We start from the raw sequence: 19,816 nt of genomic DNA on the forward strand, positions 1-19,816 counted from the left end.
CTCCTATTCCCGCACGTTGGCCGGGGTTTCACTATCTTGTCGGTAAAGCCGTTTCAGCAGACCGATCAGCGTGCCGCGCTCGGCATCGCTGAGTCGGGCCGAAAAATCCTGATCCTGCCGCATCACGGCCTGCTCGATGCGCGCCAGCGCCTGCACGCCGGGTGGGGTCATGTGCAGGCAGTAGCGTCGGCGGTCGGTCGGGGAGGTGTCCCGGACGATCAGCCCTTTCTCCTCGAGCTGGTTCACGACCTTGACGATCGAGGAGCGATCCACGTCCATCGCCACCGCGAGGGCGCTCTGGCTCAGCCCGGGGTTGTTGGCGATCACCTGCAGCATCCCGTAAAGACCTGGGGTGACGCCCTCGGTGGTGGTGATGGTCCGGGCGAACTGCCTGAACGCGGCGATCTGCCCGCGGCGCAGGTGAAAACCCAGCTCGCCGGCCATGGAGCCATGGACCAGCTCGGCCAGATCGGAGTTGGCTGGTTTGCCCCGGTGTTTGCGCATGGAATCCTCTCGATGACGGTGCGCAGATTGTTAACCAGGGCAACAAAATTGGCAATCGAATTGTTTGTGTGACCAACGATTTTATTGCCCTCTTTTCAAACTGGCGGGATGGCCGGAGAATCCGCGGGGCGCCTCACCCTCGCTGTCCGCCCCATCCGGACGCGGCCGGACCCCGGCCTGGGCGAGAGGCCGCCTGAATTCGCCACCGGAGGGGGCCTGCCGCCGGCCGCCTCCCGCCAACCGGAACAGACCCATGACCGAGACCGAGCGCCAGGCTCCCGACTACCTTCCGACCCTGCCCGACTGCGAACTGTCGGTGCGCCAGGTTTTCGGGCTCGACACCGACATGCTGGTGCCGGCCTTCAGCCAGGGCAGCGAGCATGTGCCGCAACGCGACGACACTTACCGCTTCGACCACGACACCGCGCTGGCCATCCTCGCCGGCTTCGCCTACAACCGGCGGGTCATGATCCAGGGCTATCACGGCACCGGAAAATCGACCCATATCGAGCAGGTGGCGGCGCGCCTGAACTGGCCGTGCGTGCGCATCAATCTCGACAGCCATGTGAGCCGCATCGACCTGATCGGCAAGGACGCGATCGTCCTGCGCGACGGCAAGCAGGTGACCGAATTCCGCGAAGGCATCCTGCCGTGGGCGCTGCAGCATCCCTGCGCCCTCGTGTTCGACGAATACGACGCCGGCCGCCCCGACGTGATGTTCGTGATCCAGCGCGTGCTCGAAGTCGAGGGCCGGCTCACCTTGCTCGACCAGTCGCGGGTGATCCATCCGCATCCCGCGTTCCGCCTGTTCGCCACCGCCAACACCATCGGTCTGGGCGATACCACCGGCCTCTACCATGGCACCCAGCAGATCAACCAGGCGCAGATGGATCGCTGGAACATCGTCGCCACCCTGAACTATCTCGAGCACGACGCCGAAGTGGGGATCGTCCTCGCCAAGATGCCCGCCTACGACACCCCGGAAGGGCGGGAGCGGGTCGGCGCGATGGTGATGCTGGCCGATCTCACCCGCAGCGGCTTCATCAACGGCGACCTCTCCACCGTCATGTCGCCGCGCACGGTGCTGACCTGGGCCGAAAACACGCTGATCTTCAAGGACATCCGCTTCGCTTTCCGGGTCACGTTCCTGAACAAGTGCGACGATGTCGAGCGCGCCGCGGTGGCCGAGTATTACCAGCGCTGTTTCGGTGAAGAGCTGATCGACCCGCGGACGCCCTCGGCCGCGGCCTAGTGTCGATGGCGAACACGCGCACCCGCCCGGAACGCGCGCCCGAAGCGCCGCCGGGCGCCTTTGCAAGGGCAGTTGTCAGCGCCTTTCGCGCCATCGCCGGACCGGCCGCCGCCGACCCGGCGGGGGCGTGCGGCCGCCTGACCGAGCTCGCACAGCACTGCGTCACTGCGGACGACATCGCGCGCCTGCGCGGGCAGGCCGATGCCCAGGCCTTGCGTCTGCGCTATCACGATGCGCGCCTCCATGCGCGGACGATGCCGGTCGGCGAAGAGGCGCGCGCCGTCTATGACGCCATCGAGCAGGCGCGCGTCGAAGCCCTGGGCGGGCGCCGGATGGCCGGCGTCTCCGCCAACCTCTCGGCCCTGATCGAGCAGCACTGCCGGGCGAGGAAATTCGACCGGGCGACGAGCCGGGCGCAGGTGCCGCTGGCCGAAGCACTGTACGTTCTGGCCCGCGAACGCTTCGGCGGCACACCGCCGCCGCCCGCGGCGCGGAACATGGCCGAGCTGTGGCGACCCTTTGTCGAGGCCAGGGCCGGGCGCGCCCTCGAGGCGCTCGGCGGGCGCCTGCACGACGAGGAGGCTTTCGCCGCCGGCTTGAACGCGCTGGTCGCGGCGCTGGAACTGGACGGCGGCAGCGGCGAACCGGAGGACGAGCGCAAGCTCGGCCAGCGGCAGGACGAAACGCCCCCCGAAGAGGCTCCGGAGCAGTGCCACGGGGCAGGGGACGCTGCACCGCATGGCGACAGCCCGCAGCGCCGGGTGAGCGCCGGCCAGGCCGCGGGCCTGCCGGGCGCGGCCGCCGACGCGTTGGCCTCGCCCGAGCGCGGGGTGGGAGACACCGGCGCGGCCGCTTCGCGCCGGCAGGAGCCGGCGTTGCCGGGGGGGCAGGCCTATCATCCCTACACCACCGCCTTCGACCAGACCGTGGATGCCGAAGACCTGTGCGAGGCCGGCGAACTGCACCGGCTGCGCCGCCAGCTCGACCGCGAACTGGTGCATTTCCAGCACCTCGTCGGCCGCCTCGCCAACCGCCTGCAGCGCCGCCTGCTGGCGAGGCAGATGCGGGACTGGGCGTTCGACCTCGAAGAAGGCTTGCTCGACACCGGCCGCCTCGACCGCATCGTCGTCAGCCCGGATCACGGCCTGTCCTTCAAGCTCGAAAAGGATTCCGATTTCCGCGACACCGCGGTCAGCCTGCTGATCGACAACTCCGCTTCGATGCGCGGCCGTCCGATCACGGTGGCGGCGATGAGCGCCGACCTGCTGGCGCGCACCCTCGAGCGCTGCGGCATCAAGGTCGAAATCCTCGGGTTCACGACGCGCGCCTGGAAGGGGGGGCAGGCGCGGGAGCAATGGCGGCGCGACGGCGAGCCGGCCGCCCCGGGGCGGCTCAACGATCTTTGCCACATCCTCTACAAGGCGGCTGACACCCCCTGGCGGCGTGCGCGCAAGAACCTCGGCCTGATGCTGCGCGAAGGCCTGCCGAAAGAGAACATCGACGGCGAGTCCCTGCTCTGGGCGCATCGCCGCCTCATCGCCCGCCCCGAGCGCCGGCGCATTCTGGTGGTGATTTCGGACGGGGAACCGGCCGACGATTCGACCTTGTCGGCCAACCCGGGGCACTATCTGGCGCAGCACCTGCGCGACGTGATCGCCTGGATCGAGCAGCGCTCCCCGGTCGAACTGGTCGCGATCGGCATCGGCCACGACGTAAGCCGTTATTATTGCCGCGCCGTCACCATCGACGATGCCGACGCGCTGGCGGGCGTGATGCTCGAACAGCTGTCGGCGCTGTTCGAGGAAGAGGTGCGGCGCCCGCGACCGTCCGCGCCCGCCCGTGGGCGGAGGGCGCGCTGAGGCCGTGACTGGCCCGATTCACACAACTACAAGGAAACCCGATGAGCAGTTTGCCGAAATGCCCCGCGTGCAGTTCCGAATACACCTACGAGGACGGCGCGATGTACGTCTGCCCCGAATGCGCGCACGAATGGCCGAAAACCGCAGCCGAAGGCGCAGAGGACGACGGACACGAGGCCGGGCGCGAGTTCCGTGATGCCAACGGCAACGTGCTGGAGGACGGCGACAGCGTCACCGTGATCAAGGACCTGAAAGTCAAAGGTTCGTCGCTGGTGGTGAAGGTGGGGACCAAGGTCAGGAACATCCGCCTGGTCGACGGCGATCACGACATCGACTGCAAGATCGACGGCATCGGCGCGATGAAGCTGAAGTCGGCATTCGTGAAGAAGAGCTGAAGGCGAAGCCCCTTCCCGGCCGACCGGCCGGGAAGGGGAGGGGCTGCGCGGGCAGACGGCGCTGCAAAGCGCCGGCCCGGTCGCGCCGGGCGGCAGCTGCCGCGAGGCGGGAACTTCGGGCGAAGCGGGGCTTTCACACCGGCAGCGGCCGATTGGTGCGGGTAAAGCACGAGCCGGCTGCCGTCCGTGTCCGTCCCTGTAATACACTCGACCTCCCCCGCACAGAACCCGACCACACGGTGCAGCCATGAGCGTCCTCGAAGCCGTCCGGCCCCTGCACGGCAAACTCACCGCCATCCGGCGCGACCTCCATGCCCATCCCGAGCTGGCGTTCAAGGAGCATCGCACGGCCGAACTCGTCGCCCGCCATCTGCAGCAACTGGGGATCGAGACCCATTGCGGCATCGGCGGCACCGGCGTCGTCGGCGTCGTTCGCGGCGGACGCGGCTTGCGCGCGATCGGCCTGCGCGCCGACATGGACGCGCTGGCGATCACCGAGCGCAACACCTTCGCCCACGCGTCCACCGTCCACGGCTGCATGCACGCCTGCGGCCATGACGGACACACCACGATGCTGCTCGGTGCGGCCGAGGCGCTGGCGGCGCGGCGTGATTTCGACGGCACCGTGTATCTGATCTTCCAGCCTGCCGAGGAGGGCGAGGGCGGGGCAGCGGCGATGATCGCCGACGGCCTGTTCGAGCGCTTCCCGATGGAGGCGGTGTTCGGCATGCACAACTGGCCGGGCATGGAAGCCGGCAGCTTCGCCGTCCACAGCGGTCCGGTGATGGCCAGCGCCGATCGTTTCGACGTCTGTTTCACCGGCGTCGGTGCGCACGCGGCGATGCCGCACCTGGGCGCGGACCCGCTGCTGGCGGGGGCGGCTTTCGTGCAGGCGGTGCAGGCCCTGGTCAGCCGCCGCGTGGACCCGATCGATGCGGCGGTGGTGTCGGTGACCCGCTTTCATGCCGGCGAGGCCTATAACGCGATTCCCGACCGTGCCGAACTGTGCGGCACGGTGCGCACCTTCTCCGCCGAAGTGCGCGACATGCTGGAGCAGGGGCTGCGCCAGGTCGCCGAAGGAGTCGCCGCCAGCCACGGCGTGCAGCTCGATTTCGGCTACCGCCGGGGGTACCCGCCGACACTCAACACCGCGCCCGAGGCGGCGTCCTGCGCCGAGGCCGCGCGCGCGGTCGCGGGCGCCGGGCGGGTAGCAGTCGATGGCCGGCCGAGCATGGGGGCGGAGGATTTCGCCTACTACCTCGAGCACAAGCCGGGCGCCTATGTGTGGATCGGCAACGGCCCCGGGGCGGGCGGGTGCACGCTGCACAATCCGAACTACGACTTCAACGACGAGATCCTGAGCGTGGGCGCGGCCTACTGGTGTGAACTGGTGCGCACGCTGCTCGCCCCGGCGGAGCGGGGCCGGGGGTGATGATGCGGAACCTGCGCCTGGCCTGGCGGATGATGCTGCGCGACCTGCGTAGCGGCGAGCTGCACCTGCTCGGGCTGGCGATCGTGATTGCGGTGGCGAGCCTGACCAGCGTCGGCTTTCTCGCCGATCGCGTCGGCCGTGCGCTCGACCGCGAGGCCAACCAGCTGCTCGGTGGCGATTTGCTGCTGCGTGCCGATCGTCCCTGGCCGGCGCACTTTGGCGAAGAGGCGCGTGCGCGCGGCCTGCAGACCGCGACCACGGTGTTGTTCACGAGCATGGCGGGAACCGCGGAAACGGTTGCGCTGACGGGCGTGAAAGTGGTGGAAGCGGGCTACCCGCTGCGCGGTACGATCCGCATCGCGCCAGGGCCGAATCAGGCCGACGCCGCCGCCGGACGCGTGCCCGAGCGCGGTGAGGTGTGGCTCGACGAGCGCCTGTTCGCCGAACTCGGAGTCGAGACCGGGCAGTCCATCGGGCTCGGCGAACTCCAGTTCCGCGTCGGGGCGATGATCGGTTTCGAATCCGACCGCGGAGCCAACTTCTTCAGCCTGCTGCCGAGAGCGGTTTTCAACCTCGAGGATCTGGAGGCCACCGGCCTGATCGCCGAAGGCAGCCGGGCCACCTGGCGCTTGCATGTGGCCGGAGCGGCGGCAGCGGTGGCGGCCTACGAGCGCTGGGCGCGCGCCCGTCTGGAGCGGGGGCAGGCGGTGGAGGGGGTCGATGACGCCCGCCCCGAAGTGCGCGCCGCGCTCGACCAGGCACAGCGCTTCCTGCGCCTGGCGGCGCTGCTCGCGGTGATTCTGGCCGCGGTCGCGGTGGGGCTGTCGGCGCGCCGTTTCATGGCCCGCCACCTCGACGGCTGTGCGGTGATGCGGGTGCTCGGTGCGCGCCAGGCCCAGGTGCTGGGGATCGTGGTCGGCGAATTCGTGCTGTTCGGCGTGGCCGCGGCGGCGGCCGGTTCGGCGCTCGGCTGGGCGGTGCAGTGGGGGCTGGCGGGGGGATTGCGCGAGCTTCTGGCGACCGAACTGCCCGCGCCCTCGTGGCTGCCGCTGGCGCATGGGCTGGCGGTGGGCATGGCCTTGCTCGCCGGGTTCGTGCTGCCGCAGCTGCTGCGCCTGGGGCGGGTCAGCACGCTGCGCGTATTGCGTCGCGAGTTCGCGTTCACCGAGCCGGTCTCCGGCACCGCCTGGGCGCTGGGGCTGGCCGCGCTGCTCGGCCTGGTGTTCTGGATCGCGGCCGATGCGCGCCTCGGGGCGATGGTCGCGGCGGGCTTCGTGGCGGCGCTCGGCGTGTTCGCGCTGGCGGCGTGGGGCGTGTTGTGGCTGGCCGGCCGGCTCAAGGGCGAGGGCAGTCTGCGCGGCGGGGGCTGGCGCTACGGGGTGGCTGCGCTCGGCCGGCGCATGAGTGCCAGCGTGATCCAGGTGGTGGCGCTCGGCCTGGGCATGACCGCCCTGTTGCTGCTGACCCTGGTCCGTGCCGACCTCCTCGACAACTGGCGGCGGATGGCTCCGGCCGACGCCCCCAACCGCTTCGTCATCAATATCCAGCCTGCCCAGCGGGCTGCAGTCGGCGAGCTGTTCGTCGCCGAAGGGCTGCCGGCGCCGGAGATCCAGCCGATGATCCGCGGCCGCATGGTGGCGATCAACGGCCGCCCGGTCGACCCGGACGCCTTCGACAATCCGCGCACCCGCCGCCTGGCCGAGCGCGAGTTCAACCTGTCCTACGCCGCCGAACTGCCCGCCGGCAATGCGGTGGAGGCGGGGCGCTGGCACGGCGCTGAGCGTGTGCCGCAGTTCTCGGTGGAAAAAGGGCTGGCGCAGACGTTTGGCCTGGAAGTGGGCGATCGGGTGGCCTTCGACATCGGCGGAACGCGGATCGAGGCGCCGCTCACCAGCGTGCGCCGCCTCGACTGGGATTCGATGCGGGTGAACTTCTTCTTCATCGCCGCGCCGGGCCTGCTCGAAGAGCAACCGGCGAGCCTGATCACCAGCTTCCACCTGCCGCCTTCGGCCCACGGCTTCACCACCCGCTTGATCGAGCGCTTTCCCAACCTCACTGTCATCGATGTCGCCGCGGTGCTGGCCCAGGTGCAGTCGATCACCGACAAGCTGATCGTGGTCGTCCAGTTCGTGTTCGGGTTCGCCGTGTTCGCCGGCCTGGTCGTGCTGTACTCGGCCTTGCAGGCTACCCACGACGAGCGTGAATACGAGCTTGCCATGCTGCGCACCTTGGGCGCACGCAACCGCCAGGTGCGCCAGGCGCTGCTCGCGGAGTTCCTCGTCCTCGGCGGCGTCGCCGGGGGGCTGGCCGGCCTCGGTGCGAGCGCGATCGGCTGGGTGCTGGCCGAGCAGGTCTTCAAGATGCCGTATCTCCCCGCGCCGGGGCCGGTCTTGATCGCTGCGCTGTGCGGTGCCGCCGGCGTGGTCGGCGGAGGCTGGCTGGGCACGCGCAAGCTCCTGTCGCGTCCGCCGCTGGCGAGCCTGCGGGCACTCGGCTGAAGCCTGCGCACGAAAGTGCCGTCCGATCCTATGCCGTCCAACCGTAGCCCCCGCAACTCCAGAAGCTGCTTCGATGACTCAGACTGAAATGATTTTCGCCGCCCTGCTCGGCGCGGCGGTGCTGCTGGCGGCTTGGCTGTTGCTGCGCAGCTTCGCCCACGAGCGCGGCCTGCAGCAGCGCCTGGCGGAGGTGCTGTCCGAGCAGCTCGATGACCGGCTGGCGGCCCAGCACCGTGAAATCCTGCGCGACCTGCACGAAGGTCTCGCGCGCCAGACCGACCGCATCGGCGAACATGCGCGCGCCGACCGTGATCTGCTGCAGCGCGGACTGAGCGCGGCGTCGCTGCAGCTGTCGCGCGGCATGCAGGCGCTGACCCAGAGCGTGGACGGACGTCTGGACACCCTGTCCGGGCAGGTGAATCAGCGCCTCGACGAAGGTTTTCGCAAGACCAACGAGACCTTCGCCAGCGTGATGGCGCGGCTGGCGACGATCGATGAGGCGCAGAAGAAGATCGATGGACTGACCACCAACGTCGTCAGCCTACAGGAACTGCTCGGCGACAAACGGGCGCGCGGCGCCTTCGGCGAAGTCCAGCTCGAGGCTCTGGTGCACAACGCCTTGCCGCCCGATGCCTATGCCTTCCAGCAGATGCTGCCCAACGGCACCCGCGTCGATTGCCTGCTGACGCTGCCGGCGCCGACCGGCAAGGTGGCGGTGGATGCGAAGTTCCCGCTGGAAAACTACCATCGCATGTTCGACGCCGATGCCGCCGAGCTCGACCGCCGGAGCGCGCAGCAGGCGTTCCGTGCCGACGTCAAGCGCCACGTCGATGCGATCGCGGGCAAGTACATCCTCCCCGGCACGACCTCCGACGGTGCGGTGCTGTTCCTGCCGGCCGAGGCGGTGTTCGCCGAAATCCACGCTTACCACCCGGAGGTCGTCGCCTACGCCCAGCACAAGCGGGTGTGGATCGTGTCGCCGACGACGTTGATGGCGGTGCTCAACACCGCGCGCGCGGTGCTCAAGGACGTCGAGACGCGCAAGCAGATCCACGTCATCCAGGATGCGCTCGCCAGACTGGCGAAGGATTTCCAGCGTTTCGACGAACGCATGGCCGCGCTTGCCCGCCATATCGAGCAGGCCAGCCGCGACGTGCAGGACGTGCACACTTCCAGCCGCAAGATCAGCGCCCACTTCCACAAGATCGAGTCGGCGCAGCTCGATGAACTCGACGTGCCCGATGTCGAGGAGCGGCCGCGAACTTGATCGCGAACAGGGAGCCGCGGCCTCCCTCCCTGTATCGTGCGAACCATTCAGACTCTCGAGCCAGGCTTTCGCCCCATGTCTTCGATTCCCTTCCCGATCCTCTTCATCATGCTGGTGTTCTTCACCATGTGGCTGATCCTGCGCAAGTTCCACCGCATCGAGCAGCAGAAGCGGAACCTGCCCGAACGCGGCGCCTATCTCCAGGCCCATGCGCAGTCCGACGCGCGCTGCATCGCCTGCGGCGCGACCGAACTCGAGGACCAGGGGCTGACTCACGGCGGGGACGAGCGCCGGATCGTGTCCTGCGGCAAGTGCCGGACGCTGCTCTACCGCTTCGTCCGCCCGGCCGCCGAGTAGCTCCGCCACGGCCCGGTTCCGTCTCCGGCAGCCCTTGCCGGGGTACGGTTCAGGGGCTTGGTGCCCGGCCGGGGGCGGGGAGGCGTTCGGGTTCGTCGGAGGCCGGTTCGCCCTGCTCGTTGAGCAGGTCGTGCAGCCAGTGGCCGTGGCGGTTGGCCTTGGTGTGCAGATAGCGCTGGTTCTGCGCCGTCACTGCGCCGTAGATCGCCTGGCGGGCGACGACGTTGATGCCGGCGCGCTGGAGCGCCTCGACCTTGCCCGGGTTGTTGGTCAGCAGCAGCACCTTGGGGATGCCGAGTGCTTCGAGCATCTCGTGGGCGACGCGGTAGGTGCGCTCGTCCTTGGAAAAGCCGATCACCTGGTCGGCGTCGATGGTGTCCAGTCCTTCGTCCTGCAGACCGTAGGCGCGCAGCTTGTTGGCGAGGCCGATGCCGCGCCCCTCCTGGGTCAGATACAGCAGGACGCCGCCGCCCTGGGCACGGATCGCGGCCACTCCGCGGCGCAGCTGTTCGCCGCAGTCGCAGCGCAGGCTGCCGAAGAGGTCGCCGGTCAGACAGGACGAATGCAGGCGCACCGGTACCGCATCCGGCCATCGTGCGCGCTCGCCGATGACGATGGCGACATGCTCGTGCATGCCGTCGGCTTCGCGAAAGAGAATGAAGCGGCTGTCGTCAGCCTCGGACAGCGGCACACGCGCTTCGCTCACCCGCGTGAGCTGACCGGAGCCGCTCTGGCACAGGCGCAAGGCTTCGCTGACATCGACCGCGAGCAGCGTGCCGTCGGCGACTTCAGCGGCGGCCGCCGCCGCCCGTGCCGGCAAAACCGGGCAGGCGATCGCTGCCGGCACCAGCTGGGCGCGGGCGAGCAGGCGGACTGCGGCGTCCTCGCAGCGCTCCGCCGGTCTCGCCGTGGATGCCGCAGGCAGGCGGGCACCGCGTGTCCACGCCAGCTCGCGCAGCGCCTCGCACGCGGGCAGGGATTCGAAGGCGAGCGCCTGAGCGTCGCCGTCTACCGTCCGCCCCAGAGCGGCCATGCGGTGGCGGCTGAGCACCAGCTGTGCGGTCGACCCGGCAAGTGCCTGGAGCGCGGCGAGGGCGTCGTCGCTCAGACCTTCGACCGCCTGGACGAGGACGCTGCGGTCGGTGTCGCGCAACAGAATGGGAAGGCCGCGTCGCAGGTCGAAAATTGCACGCTCGGCTTGGCGCATTGCTTGTTCTCCGTTCGGATGGTCGGGCCTGCCGTTCGAGCGGGGCGGGTCAGGGCGGGCCGGATCGGGTGGGATCGAGTGGGGCTCGATATTGATTGTGGGCGATTGTGGGTGGGTTGAATCGCTTTTAACAGATTGGGGCGGAGGGCGCATTCTGCAAGCGGCCGGCCGCGCGGCGGGCGCGCCTTGCCCGCGGCAAGGGGCGGGCGCCGGCGAGGGGGGCGTGAGGGTGGCGGCTGCGGATTGAAGCTGCCGCCCTGCGCTCGTGCCGTGGCGCCTGCCCGGGCCGGCGCCGGCTCAGCCGCCGATGTAGGACATTTCGATCTTGCGCAGGGCGGCGGTTTCCGCGGTGCGCAGTTCCGAATAGCGGTCTTCGCGCCGCTGCCACACGCCGGCGATCGCGGCGTCGAGCGTGGCGTCGTCGGCCCCCTGGCGCAGCAGGGCGCGCAGGTCGTGGCCGGCGTGGGCGAACAGACAGGTGTACAGCTTGCCTTCGGTGGACAGGCGGATGCGGGTGCAGCTCGAGCAGAACGCCTGGGTCACCGAGGAAATCACGCCGACCTCGCCGCCGCCGTCCTTGTAGCGCCAGCGTTCGGCGACTTCGCCTGCGTAGTTGGGATCGATCGCTTCGAGCGGGAACAAGCGATCGATGCGGGCGATGACTTCGCGCGAGGGCAGGACTTCGTCCATCTTCCAGCCGTTGGAGGCGCCCACGTCCATGAACTCGATGAAGCGCAGGATATGGCCGCTGTGGCGGAAGTGGCCGGCCATCGCCTCGATGTCGCTGTCGTTGGTGCCGCGCTTGACCACCATGTTGATCTTGATCGGTCCGAGCCCGGCGACCCGTGCCGCCTCGATGCCTTCGAGCACTTTTTCCACCGGGTAGTCGGCGTCGTTCATGCGCCGGAACAAGGCGTCGTCGAGCGCATCGAGGCTCACCGTGACCCGGTGCAGGCCGGCGTCCTTGAGGCGCTGGGCGAGCCTGGGCAGCAGCACGCCGTTGGTGGTGAGGGTGATCTCGACGCCGTCGAGCTTCGCCAGCATGCCGATCAGGCGCTCGATGTCCTTGCGCAGCAGCGGCTCGCCGCCGGTGATGCGGATCTTCCTCACGCCGTGGGCGACGAACAGGCGCGCCACGCGCAGGATTTCCTCGAAGCTCAACAGTTCGCGCCGGGGCAGGAAGGCGTGGTCGTCGCCGAACACTTCGCGCGGCATGCAGTAGATGCAGCGGAAGTTGCAGCGGTCCGTGACCGAGATGCGCAGGTCGCGCACATGACGCCCGCGGCGGTCGGACAGCAGTTCTCCGGCGCCGGGGCCCGGGCCGGCATCGGGCGGAGGGAGGGGGGCGGCAGCCTCGTGGATGGGGATGACTTTCATGATAGCCATTGGAAGCGGATGCCCTGATTATCGGTACAGGGGCAGGATGGTGCAAGGCGGGCCGTGATGCCGGCAGGGAATCGGCGCAAGCGGCGGGCGAACGAGCCCCTGGAGCAGGGCGCTGCGGCAGGGCAGGGGCGGGCCGGAAGCGGGGGAAGTGGGCAGTGTATCATTGCGCTCCGGACCGATCCGGCACCTGGAGAAAAACGAACATGGCCGAACTCGTGCCGCTGCCGGCGACGGCGCTGCGTACCCGCTGCAACCCCGCCTGCTTCAGCTTCGATACCACCGAATCCCTTGCCGACCATGCCGGCGACCTGGGGCAGGAGCGCGCCGTCGAGGCGATCCGCTTCGGTCTGGCGATGGGCCACAGCGGCTATCACGTGTTCGTCCTCGGCGAGACCGGCAGCGGCAAGCATGCAACCACCTTCCGCCTGCTGCGCGAGCGTGCCGCGACCGAGCCGGTGCCGCCCGACCTGTGCTACCTGCACAATTTCGACGAGGCCCTCAAGCCTTGCCTGCTGACGTTGCCGGCCGGCCGCGGCGCTGCGCTGCGCGCGCACATGCAGACTTTCATCCGCGAACTGGGTCCGGCGCTGGGTGCCGCACTCGACAGCGATGCCCACACCGAGCGCGTCGAGGCGCTGCAGAGCGCGCACAAGGCGCGCGAGGAAGGCGCGCTGCGCGAGCTGGGCCAGGCCTGTGGGGCCGAAGGCATCTCCCTGCTGCAGACGCCGGAAGGTTTCGTGTTCGCGCCCACGCGCGACGGCGAGGTGCTGTCGCCGGAAGCGTTCGAGGCGCTGCCGGAAGCCGAGCGGCACGAGATCGAAGGCCGGGTCACCGCCTGGAGCGAGAAGCTGGAAGACCTGCTCAACGAATTTCCCGGCTGGCGCAAGGCGGTGCGAGAGTCGATCGAGCGCGCCGAGCACGAAGTGCTGGGGCCGGCGGTGTCGCACCTGCTGCGCGGAGTGCGCGAGGCCCACGTCGACCTGCCCGAGGTGCTGGCGTTTCTCGATGCGGTGGCGCTCGACGTGCTCGACAGCGCGATCAAGGGCACGATGCTCGACGAGGAAGAAGACGAGGTCGCCGAGCCCGAGGAAAGTACCCGCTACCATCGCTACCAGGTCAAGCTGCTGGTCGACCATTCGGCCTCGCAGGGCGCGCCGGTGGTGTTCGAGAACAATCCCGGCTACGGCAACCTGATCGGGCGCATCGAGCACATCGTGCAGCAGGGCAACCAGGTCAGCCATTTCAACCTGATCCGTGCCGGAGCGTTGCATCGCGCCAATGGCGGCTACCTGGTGCTCGATGCGGAGCGCCTGCTGGCCCAGCCTTTCGCCTGGGAAGGGCTCAAGCGCTGCCTGCGCGCGGGCGAGATCCGCATCGAGCCGCCGGCCGAAGCCCAGGGCTGGAGCGGAGCGCTGACGCTGGAGCCGCAGGCGCTGCCGAGCGCACTGAAAGTGGTGCTGATCGGCGACCGCGACGTCTATTACCTGCTGATGGAGCACGACCCGGAGTTCGCCGACCTGTTCAAGGTTGCGGCCGATTTCGATGATGATCTGCCGCGCACGCCGGAAAACGAGTGCGAATATGCCCGCCTGATGGCCCTGCTGGCACGCGGGGCGAAGCTGCTGCCGATCGAGCGCAGCGGCGTCGCCCGCCTGGTGGAGGAGGCCTCGCGCCTGGCCGAGGACGCCGGCCGGCTGTCGCTCAACACCCGCGCGCTGTCCGACCTGATGCGCGAGGCCGATTACCATGCCCGCCTGAAGGGCCTGGCCGCCACCGGCCGTGCGGAAGTCGAGGCGGCGCTCGCCGCGCGCGCGCGGCGCTGCAACCGCTACCCCACCCGGGTGCGGGAATCCATTCTCGATGGGACGACGCTGATTTCCACCGACGGCGAGCGCGCCGGCCAGATCAACGGCCTGGTGGTGGTGGAGCTGGCCGCCGAGCGCTTCGGCCATCCGGTGCGGATTACCGCGACCGTGCGCATGGGCGAAGGCGACGTCGTCGACATCGAGCGCGAGACCGAGCTCGGCGGTGCCATCCATTCCAAAGGGGTGTTGATCCTGTCGGCCTTCCTTGCCGCGCGCTATGCCCGGCACCAGCCGCTGTCGTTGTCGGCGAGCCTGGTGTTCGAGCAGTCCTACGCCCCGGTCGAGGGCGACTCCGCGTCGCTGGCCGAGCTGTGCGCGCTGCTCTCGGCGCTGACCCAGATCCCGATCCAGCAGCGCTTCGCGATCACCGGTTCGGTGAACCAGTTCGGCGAGGTGCAGGTGATCGGCGGCGTCAACGAAAAAATCGAAGGCTTCTTCGACCTGTGCACTGCGCGCGGGCTGGACGGTTCGCACGGCGTGGTGATCCCGGCCGCGAGCGTGCGCCACCTGATGCTGCGCGAGGATGTGGTTGAGGCGGCCGCCGAAGGGCGTTTCCATATTCACGCGGTCAAAACCGTGGATGAGGCGATGACCGTGCTGACCGGGATCGAGGCCGGCGAACCCGATGCGAAGGGCGTGATTCCGAAAGGCACGCTCAACCACAAGATCGCCACCGTGCTCGCCGAGATGACGGCGGCACGGCACGCGTACTCCGAGGCCGAAGGCGCGGCGGGCGCGCGCCAGCATCGCCGGCGACACGGCGTCTGACGAGGCGTGCGCGCTCCGTCGCGCAGCCTTCACCGCAGGCCGACGATCATGCTCAGCAGCAGGGCGAGCACCGCCATCAGCGCGAGCCACGCGGCGACCCCGGTGGCGAGCACGAAGCTGCCCATCAGGCGCGACTTGGCGTGGTCGTCGAGCTTGAACAGCGGCTCGATGCCGTGGTAGATGAGCGCCGCCGAAGCTACCCAGGCTGCGGCTAGGGCGATGCCGGCCACCCACACCGAGGGGATGAAGAGCACCAGCGGGCAAAGCCACAGGGGCGTCGGCGCCACCGCGGCGAGCATGAACGCGTCGTGGAAATCCGGGCGCGCGCCGACGAGGTCGCCCATCTGCTGGATCACGCTGGCCATCAGCGGCACCATCAGCAACTGCGCGGCAAAAAAAGCGATGAACACGGCGCCCGCCTCGAATGCGGTGATTTCCGGGACGGCGGCGGGAAACACCGCGCCGGGGGTCACGAACATCGAGTACAGCAACATCGCCGGCGGAATCAGCGACATCGGCACCACGTACATCAGGAAGACCCGCATCACCGAAGGATGGATGCGGACCAGGTCTGACCATCCTTCGGAATACGAGTACAGCATCTTCGGAAAATCATGGACATGCATGATCGTCTCCTTGGGTCGCGGTTCTCTTCTCCTCCACGGGTACGCCCAGTCACGGGCGCACCGTGATCAAGTAGACCGGCGCGCGCCGTTTTCGTGCCGCTGGAGGTGTCGTGCCGCGCTCGACAGAAATGGGCGGGCGCACCGGGCCGAGCCCTGCGCACCCGCCCATGCCACCCAGTACCGCCTGGAAACGCTCGCCCTGAACGCCGGACACATCGACCGTTCCAACGTGGACGTGATGCCCGTCCGGAGCGCAGGCCTACTGCGTGCGCTTCGCCCGCGGCAGTCGTGCAAGCTGGCGGTCGTGCGTCCCGGCGAGCAGCCACTGTGCCAGCATCGCCCCCATCAGCGCCATCAGCATGTCGGCCTGGGCATCCCAGGGGTCGCCCTGGGTGCCGAGGAACTCGACCGCGCCGCCGCCCCAGAACACCGCCGAGGCCCACTCGACCAGTTCGTACAACGCGCTGATGCCGAGGCAGCTCAGGGAAAGCAGGGCGAACAGCCACTTGCCCGGGCGCAGCGGCGAGGTGCGCAGCAGCAGCTCGCGGCCGAGGAGGGCGGGCGTCACGCCCTGGAAGAAATGGCCGAAGCGGTCGTAGGGGTTGCGCGCGAGATCGAACCAGTCCTGTACCACGAAGCCGATCGGCACGCGTGCATAGGTGTAGGTGCCGCCCAGGATCAGGATCAGCGCGAAGAAGGCGATGAGGCCGCAGGTGAGCGGCGTGAGCGGAAAGCGGCGGGCGGTGAGGACGAGGATCGGCAGCGCGATCAGCACCGGCATCACCTCCGCCCACCACACGCCGCGGTCGTGCGGCGCGACGCCCGAGGCGAGGAGGGCGGTGAGGACGAGGATTAGCAGGACCACGCGCAGGCTCATGTCAGCGCACCACACTGGGCACTGCACCGGCTGCCGCCATCGCATCGACGATGACCTTGGTCGGCGCCGCCAGCTGCGCGCCGGCGGCGTCATCGCCCCCGGTGCGGGCCGTGCCCGGCCACACCACCGTACCGCGCCCGAGACCGGTCAGCGTGGCGCGGGAGGCGATCTCCTCGCTCGAGCTTAAGCCACTGCCGCCGATCGGCTGCGCGTGCGCCTGGGTTCGGCTGAACTTCATGGAGCGCCTCCCATGTCATCGGGTGCTGTGTTGGCCCCCGATTCTAACGGGCTCCGTCCGATCCGGCGCGGTCTTTCAGGCGCGGCGCGTACTTCGCGCGAGGTGCCGGATCAGGGAGGCCGCTGCGTCGCGCTATCGATCGGCGAGCGCCCGCGCGTGATGGCGCAGGTGGTCGTCGATGAAGCTGGCGATGAAGTAGTAGCTGTGGTCGTAGCCGGGCTGCAGGCGCAGCGCCAGTGGATGGCCGGCTGCATTGGCCGCGGCCCGCAGCGCCTCGGGCTTGAGCTGCTCGACCAGGAAACCGTCCTTGTCGCCCTGATCGACCAGCAGCGGCAGGCGCTCGGTTGTGTCGGCAAGCAGGGCGCAGGCGTCCCATTGCCGCCAGTGCTCACGGTCCTCGCCCAGGTAACGCGAGAAAGCCTTTTCGCCCCAGGGGCAGCGCATCGGATTGACGATGGGGGCGAAGGCCGACACCGACCGGTAGCTGCGCGGGTTGCGCAGCGCGCATACCAGCGCGCCGTGGCCGCCCATCGAATGGCCACTGATGCCGCGCCGGTCGGAGGCGGGGAAGTGTGCCTCGATCAGGGCGGGCAGCTCGTGCACCACGTAGTCGTGCATGCGGTAATGGCGCGACCACGGGGCCTGGGTGGCGTTCACGTAGAAGCCCGCGCCGTGGCCGAAGTCCCAGGCGCCGTCCGGGTCGCCCGGCACGTCCGGCCCCCGCGGGCTGGTGTCGGGGGCGACGAGGATGAGGCCGAGTTCGGCTGCCAGACGCTGGGCCCCGGCCTTCTGCATGAAGTTCTCGTCGGTGCAGGTCAGGCCGGACAGCCAGTACAGCACCGGCAGCTTTTCACCGCGTTCCGCCTGTGGCGGCAGATAGACCGCGAAGGTCATGTCGCAATCCACCGTGGTCGAGCGGTGGCGCAGGCGCTGCAGCCAGCCGCCGAAGCAGCGCTGGGTGCCGAGTGTTTCAAGACTCATGGGCGGCCTCCGTGATCAGAAATGGATGGCGCTGCGGACGAATGCTGGAAAATGACACTGCAAAATGAAAAAGCCAACTCCGGAGGATTGGCTTTTTCATTTTTTTGGCTCCCCGACCTGGGTTCGAACCAGGGACCTACGGATTAACAGTCCGTGGAGAAGCGCTGCCGGGCGTTGGTCGCAGGCCAGAATATTCATGAACAGATGCTCCATCCGGCGCCTCCCCGACCTGACTTCATCACAACCAGAACCGGACCAGGAGGTCGTGGGATGCACGTCGATGCGCCGGAGATGAACCGGCGGGACTCGACGAGTGAGTCGCGCTTGAAGGTCGCCGACTTGCAGGCGGGCATGCGCAGCACCCGCCTCTACATCAGGGCTCAGCGTTCTAGATAGTCCCGCGGCAGGACAACCGGAATTCGACGATAGGGGTTGAGCGTCAGCAAGTCCTCGTCGCTGCTGACCACGACATCGGCCGAGCAGGCGAGGGCCAAGGCCAGGAACTTGTTGTCGCGCGGGTCGCGGCAAGGCTCCTGAAGCATCATCTCGTCGGCCTCGGAAACGTGGAACAGTCGTGCGTGTCGGCGGTAGAGTTCGACGAACTGCAGGCGTACATCTCGGTCGAGGTATCGGTCGAACTTCTCTCGCGATATGACCTCACCGAGTTCGGCAAGCATCGAATCGGAAACGCACAATTCGGCTTGCGCGATGGCCTTCAGAAAAGCCTGGCGCGGGATCGATGTGGGCCGAAGGGCTGCGCTGACGAGCGTGCTTGTGTCGAAGACAACGCGTTTAACGAAGTTCATTCACCATCCGCTGCACATCACTATCGGACAGGTCGAGCGCCTCGGGTTTCAGGCGCGCATCCGCGGAGCGGAAGAAGGCCTCGAAATCGCTGACAACCCGTTCGCGCTGCTCTCGGACAGCCAGCAACTCCTTCATGTCTTCGGGCGACAGTACAAAGGCCACCGGGCGACCTCTGCGGGTGATGGTGACCGGTTCGCGCTGGGCACTGTCGATCAACTCGCCGAAGCGGTTCTGAGCCTCGACGGAGGTCACAGTACGCATATCAATCTCCTGGCTGAAATGGCTAATATGGCGATTATAGGCAAAGCAGGGGGCGGTGAAAGTGTCGGTCACCCGACTCATGCCCACCTTTAGTAGTGGGGGCTGTGAGTAACGAGTACACAGTGGTTGAAGGTGACGCAGGTGGGGGCTTCTCCAGAAAACGCAAATGCTCGCTCACCGACGATGTCGTCAAGACCAGCGAGATCGAAGGCGAGTACCTCAACGTCGCTTCCGTCCGTTCGAGCATTGCGCGTCGTCTGGGCGTGGATATCGGTGCCTTGGCGCCGGTCGATCGCCACATCGAAGGCGTCGTCGAGATGGTATTGGATGCAACGGCCAACTGCTGGCAGCGTGTGACTGACGAGCGTCTGTTCGGCTGGCATGCGGCACTGTTTCCAACCGGGTATTCGGGGATGACGCGCATCAACGTCGCCGCTTGGCGGGATGATGAGTCCGGGCCGATGGGACGGCAGAAGGTTCACTTCGAGGCGCCGCCCGCGGATCGTCTGCCTTCGGAAATGGCATGCTTTATCGACTGGCTGAATGCCGAGTCTGATGTCCCGCCACTGCTGAAGGCGGGCCTCGGTTACCTCTGGTTTGTCACGCTGCATCCGTTCGACGATGGGAACGGCCGCATCGCGAGGGCTGTGGGCGACCTGCTGCTCGCCCGAGCCGACGGCAGCCCGCAGCGCTTTTACAGCCTCTCGGCGCAGATCCAGCGGGACCGGAGAGGCTACTACGAGCTTCTCGAGCGAACCCAGAAAGGCGACATGGACGTTACGGGCTGGCTCGTCTGGTTCCTCGATAGTCTGCGCTGCGCGCTGGATCAAGCTCATCAGACCCTCGATTCCGTGCTGTCCAAGCCCCGATTCTGGCAACGCTGGGCGGCCACACCGCTCAACGAGCGGCAGGCCAAGGTGCTCAATCGACTACTGGACGGCTTTGACGGAAAGCTCACCAGCAGCAAGTGGGCGGCAATCGGCAAGTGCTCGACGGATACGGCACTGCGGGACATCAATGACCTGCTGGCCCGTGGAATGCTCCGGAAGGTCGCCGGAGGCGGGCGGAGTACTGGGTATGAACTGAACGACGGCGAAGTTTAGCAGGGTGTTGAAAATCTCACCGTCACCTGCGGTTTCCAGTCGCCCCGGAAAATTGCAGAGGTGCTCCAAGTGCCGGTCGCATACCTCTACTGCGACAGAGATGATCTGGCTGATCTGCTGTCTGTGGCTGGCA

General features: G+C 68.2%; 18 protein-coding genes and 1 tRNA gene. 9 read left to right on the top strand and 10 right to left on the bottom strand.

Annotation, left to right across the window (positions count from 1 at the left end):
* Nucleotides 1–3 precede the first annotated feature (3 nt).
* Nucleotides 4–504: a MarR family winged helix-turn-helix transcriptional regulator gene (locus Tharo_RS07655; RefSeq protein ID WP_107220688.1), complete on the bottom strand. Its 501-nt coding sequence runs from the start codon at nucleotides 502–504 to the stop codon at nucleotides 4–6.
* A gap of 253 nt (nucleotides 505–757) precedes the next feature.
* Here Tharo_RS07655 and cobS point away from each other — a divergent pair, with 253 nt between their 5' ends.
* From cobS to Tharo_RS07690, 7 genes are all read left to right on the top strand, one after another.
* A complete protein-coding gene (gene cobS, locus Tharo_RS07660; protein ID WP_107220689.1) occupies nucleotides 758–1,756 on the top strand; it encodes a cobaltochelatase subunit CobS in 999 nt (332 codons plus the stop codon).
* A gap of 5 nt (nucleotides 1,757–1,761) precedes the next feature.
* Complete coding sequence (locus Tharo_RS07665; protein ID WP_107222350.1) at nucleotides 1,762–3,615, top strand: cobaltochelatase CobT-related protein; 1,854 nt, start codon at nucleotides 1,762–1,764, stop codon at nucleotides 3,613–3,615.
* Nucleotides 3,616–3,656: 41 nt separating this feature from the next.
* The gene (locus Tharo_RS07670; RefSeq protein WP_107220690.1) at nucleotides 3,657–4,010 is read left to right on the top strand and encodes a zinc ribbon domain-containing protein YjdM; all 354 of its coding nucleotides are present in this window, start codon (nucleotides 3,657–3,659) and stop codon (nucleotides 4,008–4,010) included.
* Between the two features lie 247 nt (nucleotides 4,011–4,257).
* On the top strand, nucleotides 4,258–5,442 hold the full coding sequence (locus Tharo_RS07675; RefSeq protein WP_107220691.1) for an amidohydrolase: 1,185 nt from the start codon (nucleotides 4,258–4,260) through the stop codon (nucleotides 5,440–5,442).
* Nucleotides 5,442–7,940, top strand: coding sequence for an ABC transporter permease (locus Tharo_RS07680; RefSeq protein ID WP_107220692.1), 2,499 nt, complete (start codon nucleotides 5,442–5,444; stop codon nucleotides 7,938–7,940). The genes Tharo_RS07675 and Tharo_RS07680 overlap by 1 nt, the downstream gene beginning before the upstream one ends.
* 73 nt (nucleotides 7,941–8,013) lie before the next feature.
* Entirely contained in the window at nucleotides 8,014–9,207 is a 1,194-nt protein-coding gene (locus Tharo_RS07685) for a DNA recombination protein RmuC (RefSeq protein ID WP_107220693.1), read from the top strand.
* Nucleotides 9,208–9,282: 75 nt separating this feature from the next.
* The gene (locus Tharo_RS07690) at nucleotides 9,283–9,564 is read left to right on the top strand and encodes a hypothetical protein (protein ID WP_107220694.1); all 282 of its coding nucleotides are present in this window, start codon (nucleotides 9,283–9,285) and stop codon (nucleotides 9,562–9,564) included.
* 49 nt (nucleotides 9,565–9,613) lie between these two features.
* Here the strand turns inward: Tharo_RS07690 and ribA are convergent, their stop codons facing one another.
* Nucleotides 9,614–10,771: a GTP cyclohydrolase II RibA gene (gene ribA / locus Tharo_RS07695; protein WP_107220695.1), complete on the bottom strand. Its 1,158-nt coding sequence runs from the start codon at nucleotides 10,769–10,771 to the stop codon at nucleotides 9,614–9,616.
* Between the two features lie 297 nt (nucleotides 10,772–11,068).
* Nucleotides 11,069–12,148: a GTP 3',8-cyclase MoaA gene (gene moaA / locus Tharo_RS07700; protein WP_107220696.1), complete on the bottom strand. Its 1,080-nt coding sequence runs from the start codon at nucleotides 12,146–12,148 to the stop codon at nucleotides 11,069–11,071.
* A gap of 212 nt (nucleotides 12,149–12,360) precedes the next feature.
* Here moaA and Tharo_RS07705 point away from each other — a divergent pair, with 212 nt between their 5' ends.
* Entirely contained in the window at nucleotides 12,361–14,790 is a 2,430-nt protein-coding gene (locus Tharo_RS07705) for a Lon protease family protein (protein ID WP_107220697.1), read from the top strand.
* A 29-nt stretch (nucleotides 14,791–14,819) separates the two neighbouring features.
* Here the strand turns inward: Tharo_RS07705 and Tharo_RS07710 are convergent, their stop codons facing one another.
* The 7 genes from Tharo_RS07710 to Tharo_RS07740 all read right to left on the bottom strand — a co-directional run bounded on the left by Tharo_RS07710 (nucleotide 14,820) and on the right by Tharo_RS07740 (nucleotide 18,661).
* Entirely contained in the window at nucleotides 14,820–15,416 is a 597-nt protein-coding gene (locus tag Tharo_RS07710) for a Yip1 family protein (RefSeq protein WP_107220698.1), read from the bottom strand.
* Between the two features lie 259 nt (nucleotides 15,417–15,675).
* Nucleotides 15,676–16,293: a DUF2238 domain-containing protein gene (locus tag Tharo_RS07715; protein WP_107220699.1), complete on the bottom strand. Its 618-nt coding sequence runs from the start codon at nucleotides 16,291–16,293 to the stop codon at nucleotides 15,676–15,678.
* Nucleotide 16,294: 1 nt separating this feature from the next.
* Entirely contained in the window at nucleotides 16,295–16,531 is a 237-nt protein-coding gene (locus Tharo_RS07720) for a hypothetical protein (protein WP_107220700.1), read from the bottom strand.
* 132 nt (nucleotides 16,532–16,663) lie between these two features.
* A complete protein-coding gene (gene fghA, locus Tharo_RS07725) occupies nucleotides 16,664–17,512 on the bottom strand; it encodes an S-formylglutathione hydrolase (protein ID WP_107220701.1) in 849 nt (282 codons plus the stop codon).
* Nucleotides 17,513–17,617: 105 nt separating this feature from the next.
* Nucleotides 17,618–17,731: transfer RNA gene (locus Tharo_RS17555), tRNA-Asn, on the bottom strand.
* Between the two features lie 161 nt (nucleotides 17,732–17,892).
* On the bottom strand, nucleotides 17,893–18,318 hold the full coding sequence (locus tag Tharo_RS07735) for a putative toxin-antitoxin system toxin component, PIN family (protein ID WP_107220702.1): 426 nt from the start codon (nucleotides 18,316–18,318) through the stop codon (nucleotides 17,893–17,895).
* On the bottom strand, nucleotides 18,305–18,661 hold the full coding sequence (locus Tharo_RS07740; RefSeq protein ID WP_211309669.1) for a type II toxin-antitoxin system Phd/YefM family antitoxin: 357 nt from the start codon (nucleotides 18,659–18,661) through the stop codon (nucleotides 18,305–18,307). Before Tharo_RS07740 ends, Tharo_RS07735 begins: the two co-directional genes overlap by 14 nt.
* 41 nt (nucleotides 18,662–18,702) lie before the next feature.
* Between Tharo_RS07740 and Tharo_RS07745 the strand changes: the two genes are divergently transcribed.
* Nucleotides 18,703–19,683, top strand: coding sequence for a Fic family protein (locus tag Tharo_RS07745; protein WP_245881028.1), 981 nt, complete (start codon nucleotides 18,703–18,705; stop codon nucleotides 19,681–19,683).
* Nucleotides 19,684–19,816 lie beyond the last annotated feature (133 nt).

The organism is Thauera aromatica K172, assembly GCF_003030465.1.
Taxonomy (GTDB): domain Bacteria; phylum Pseudomonadota; class Gammaproteobacteria; order Burkholderiales; family Rhodocyclaceae; genus Thauera; species Thauera aromatica.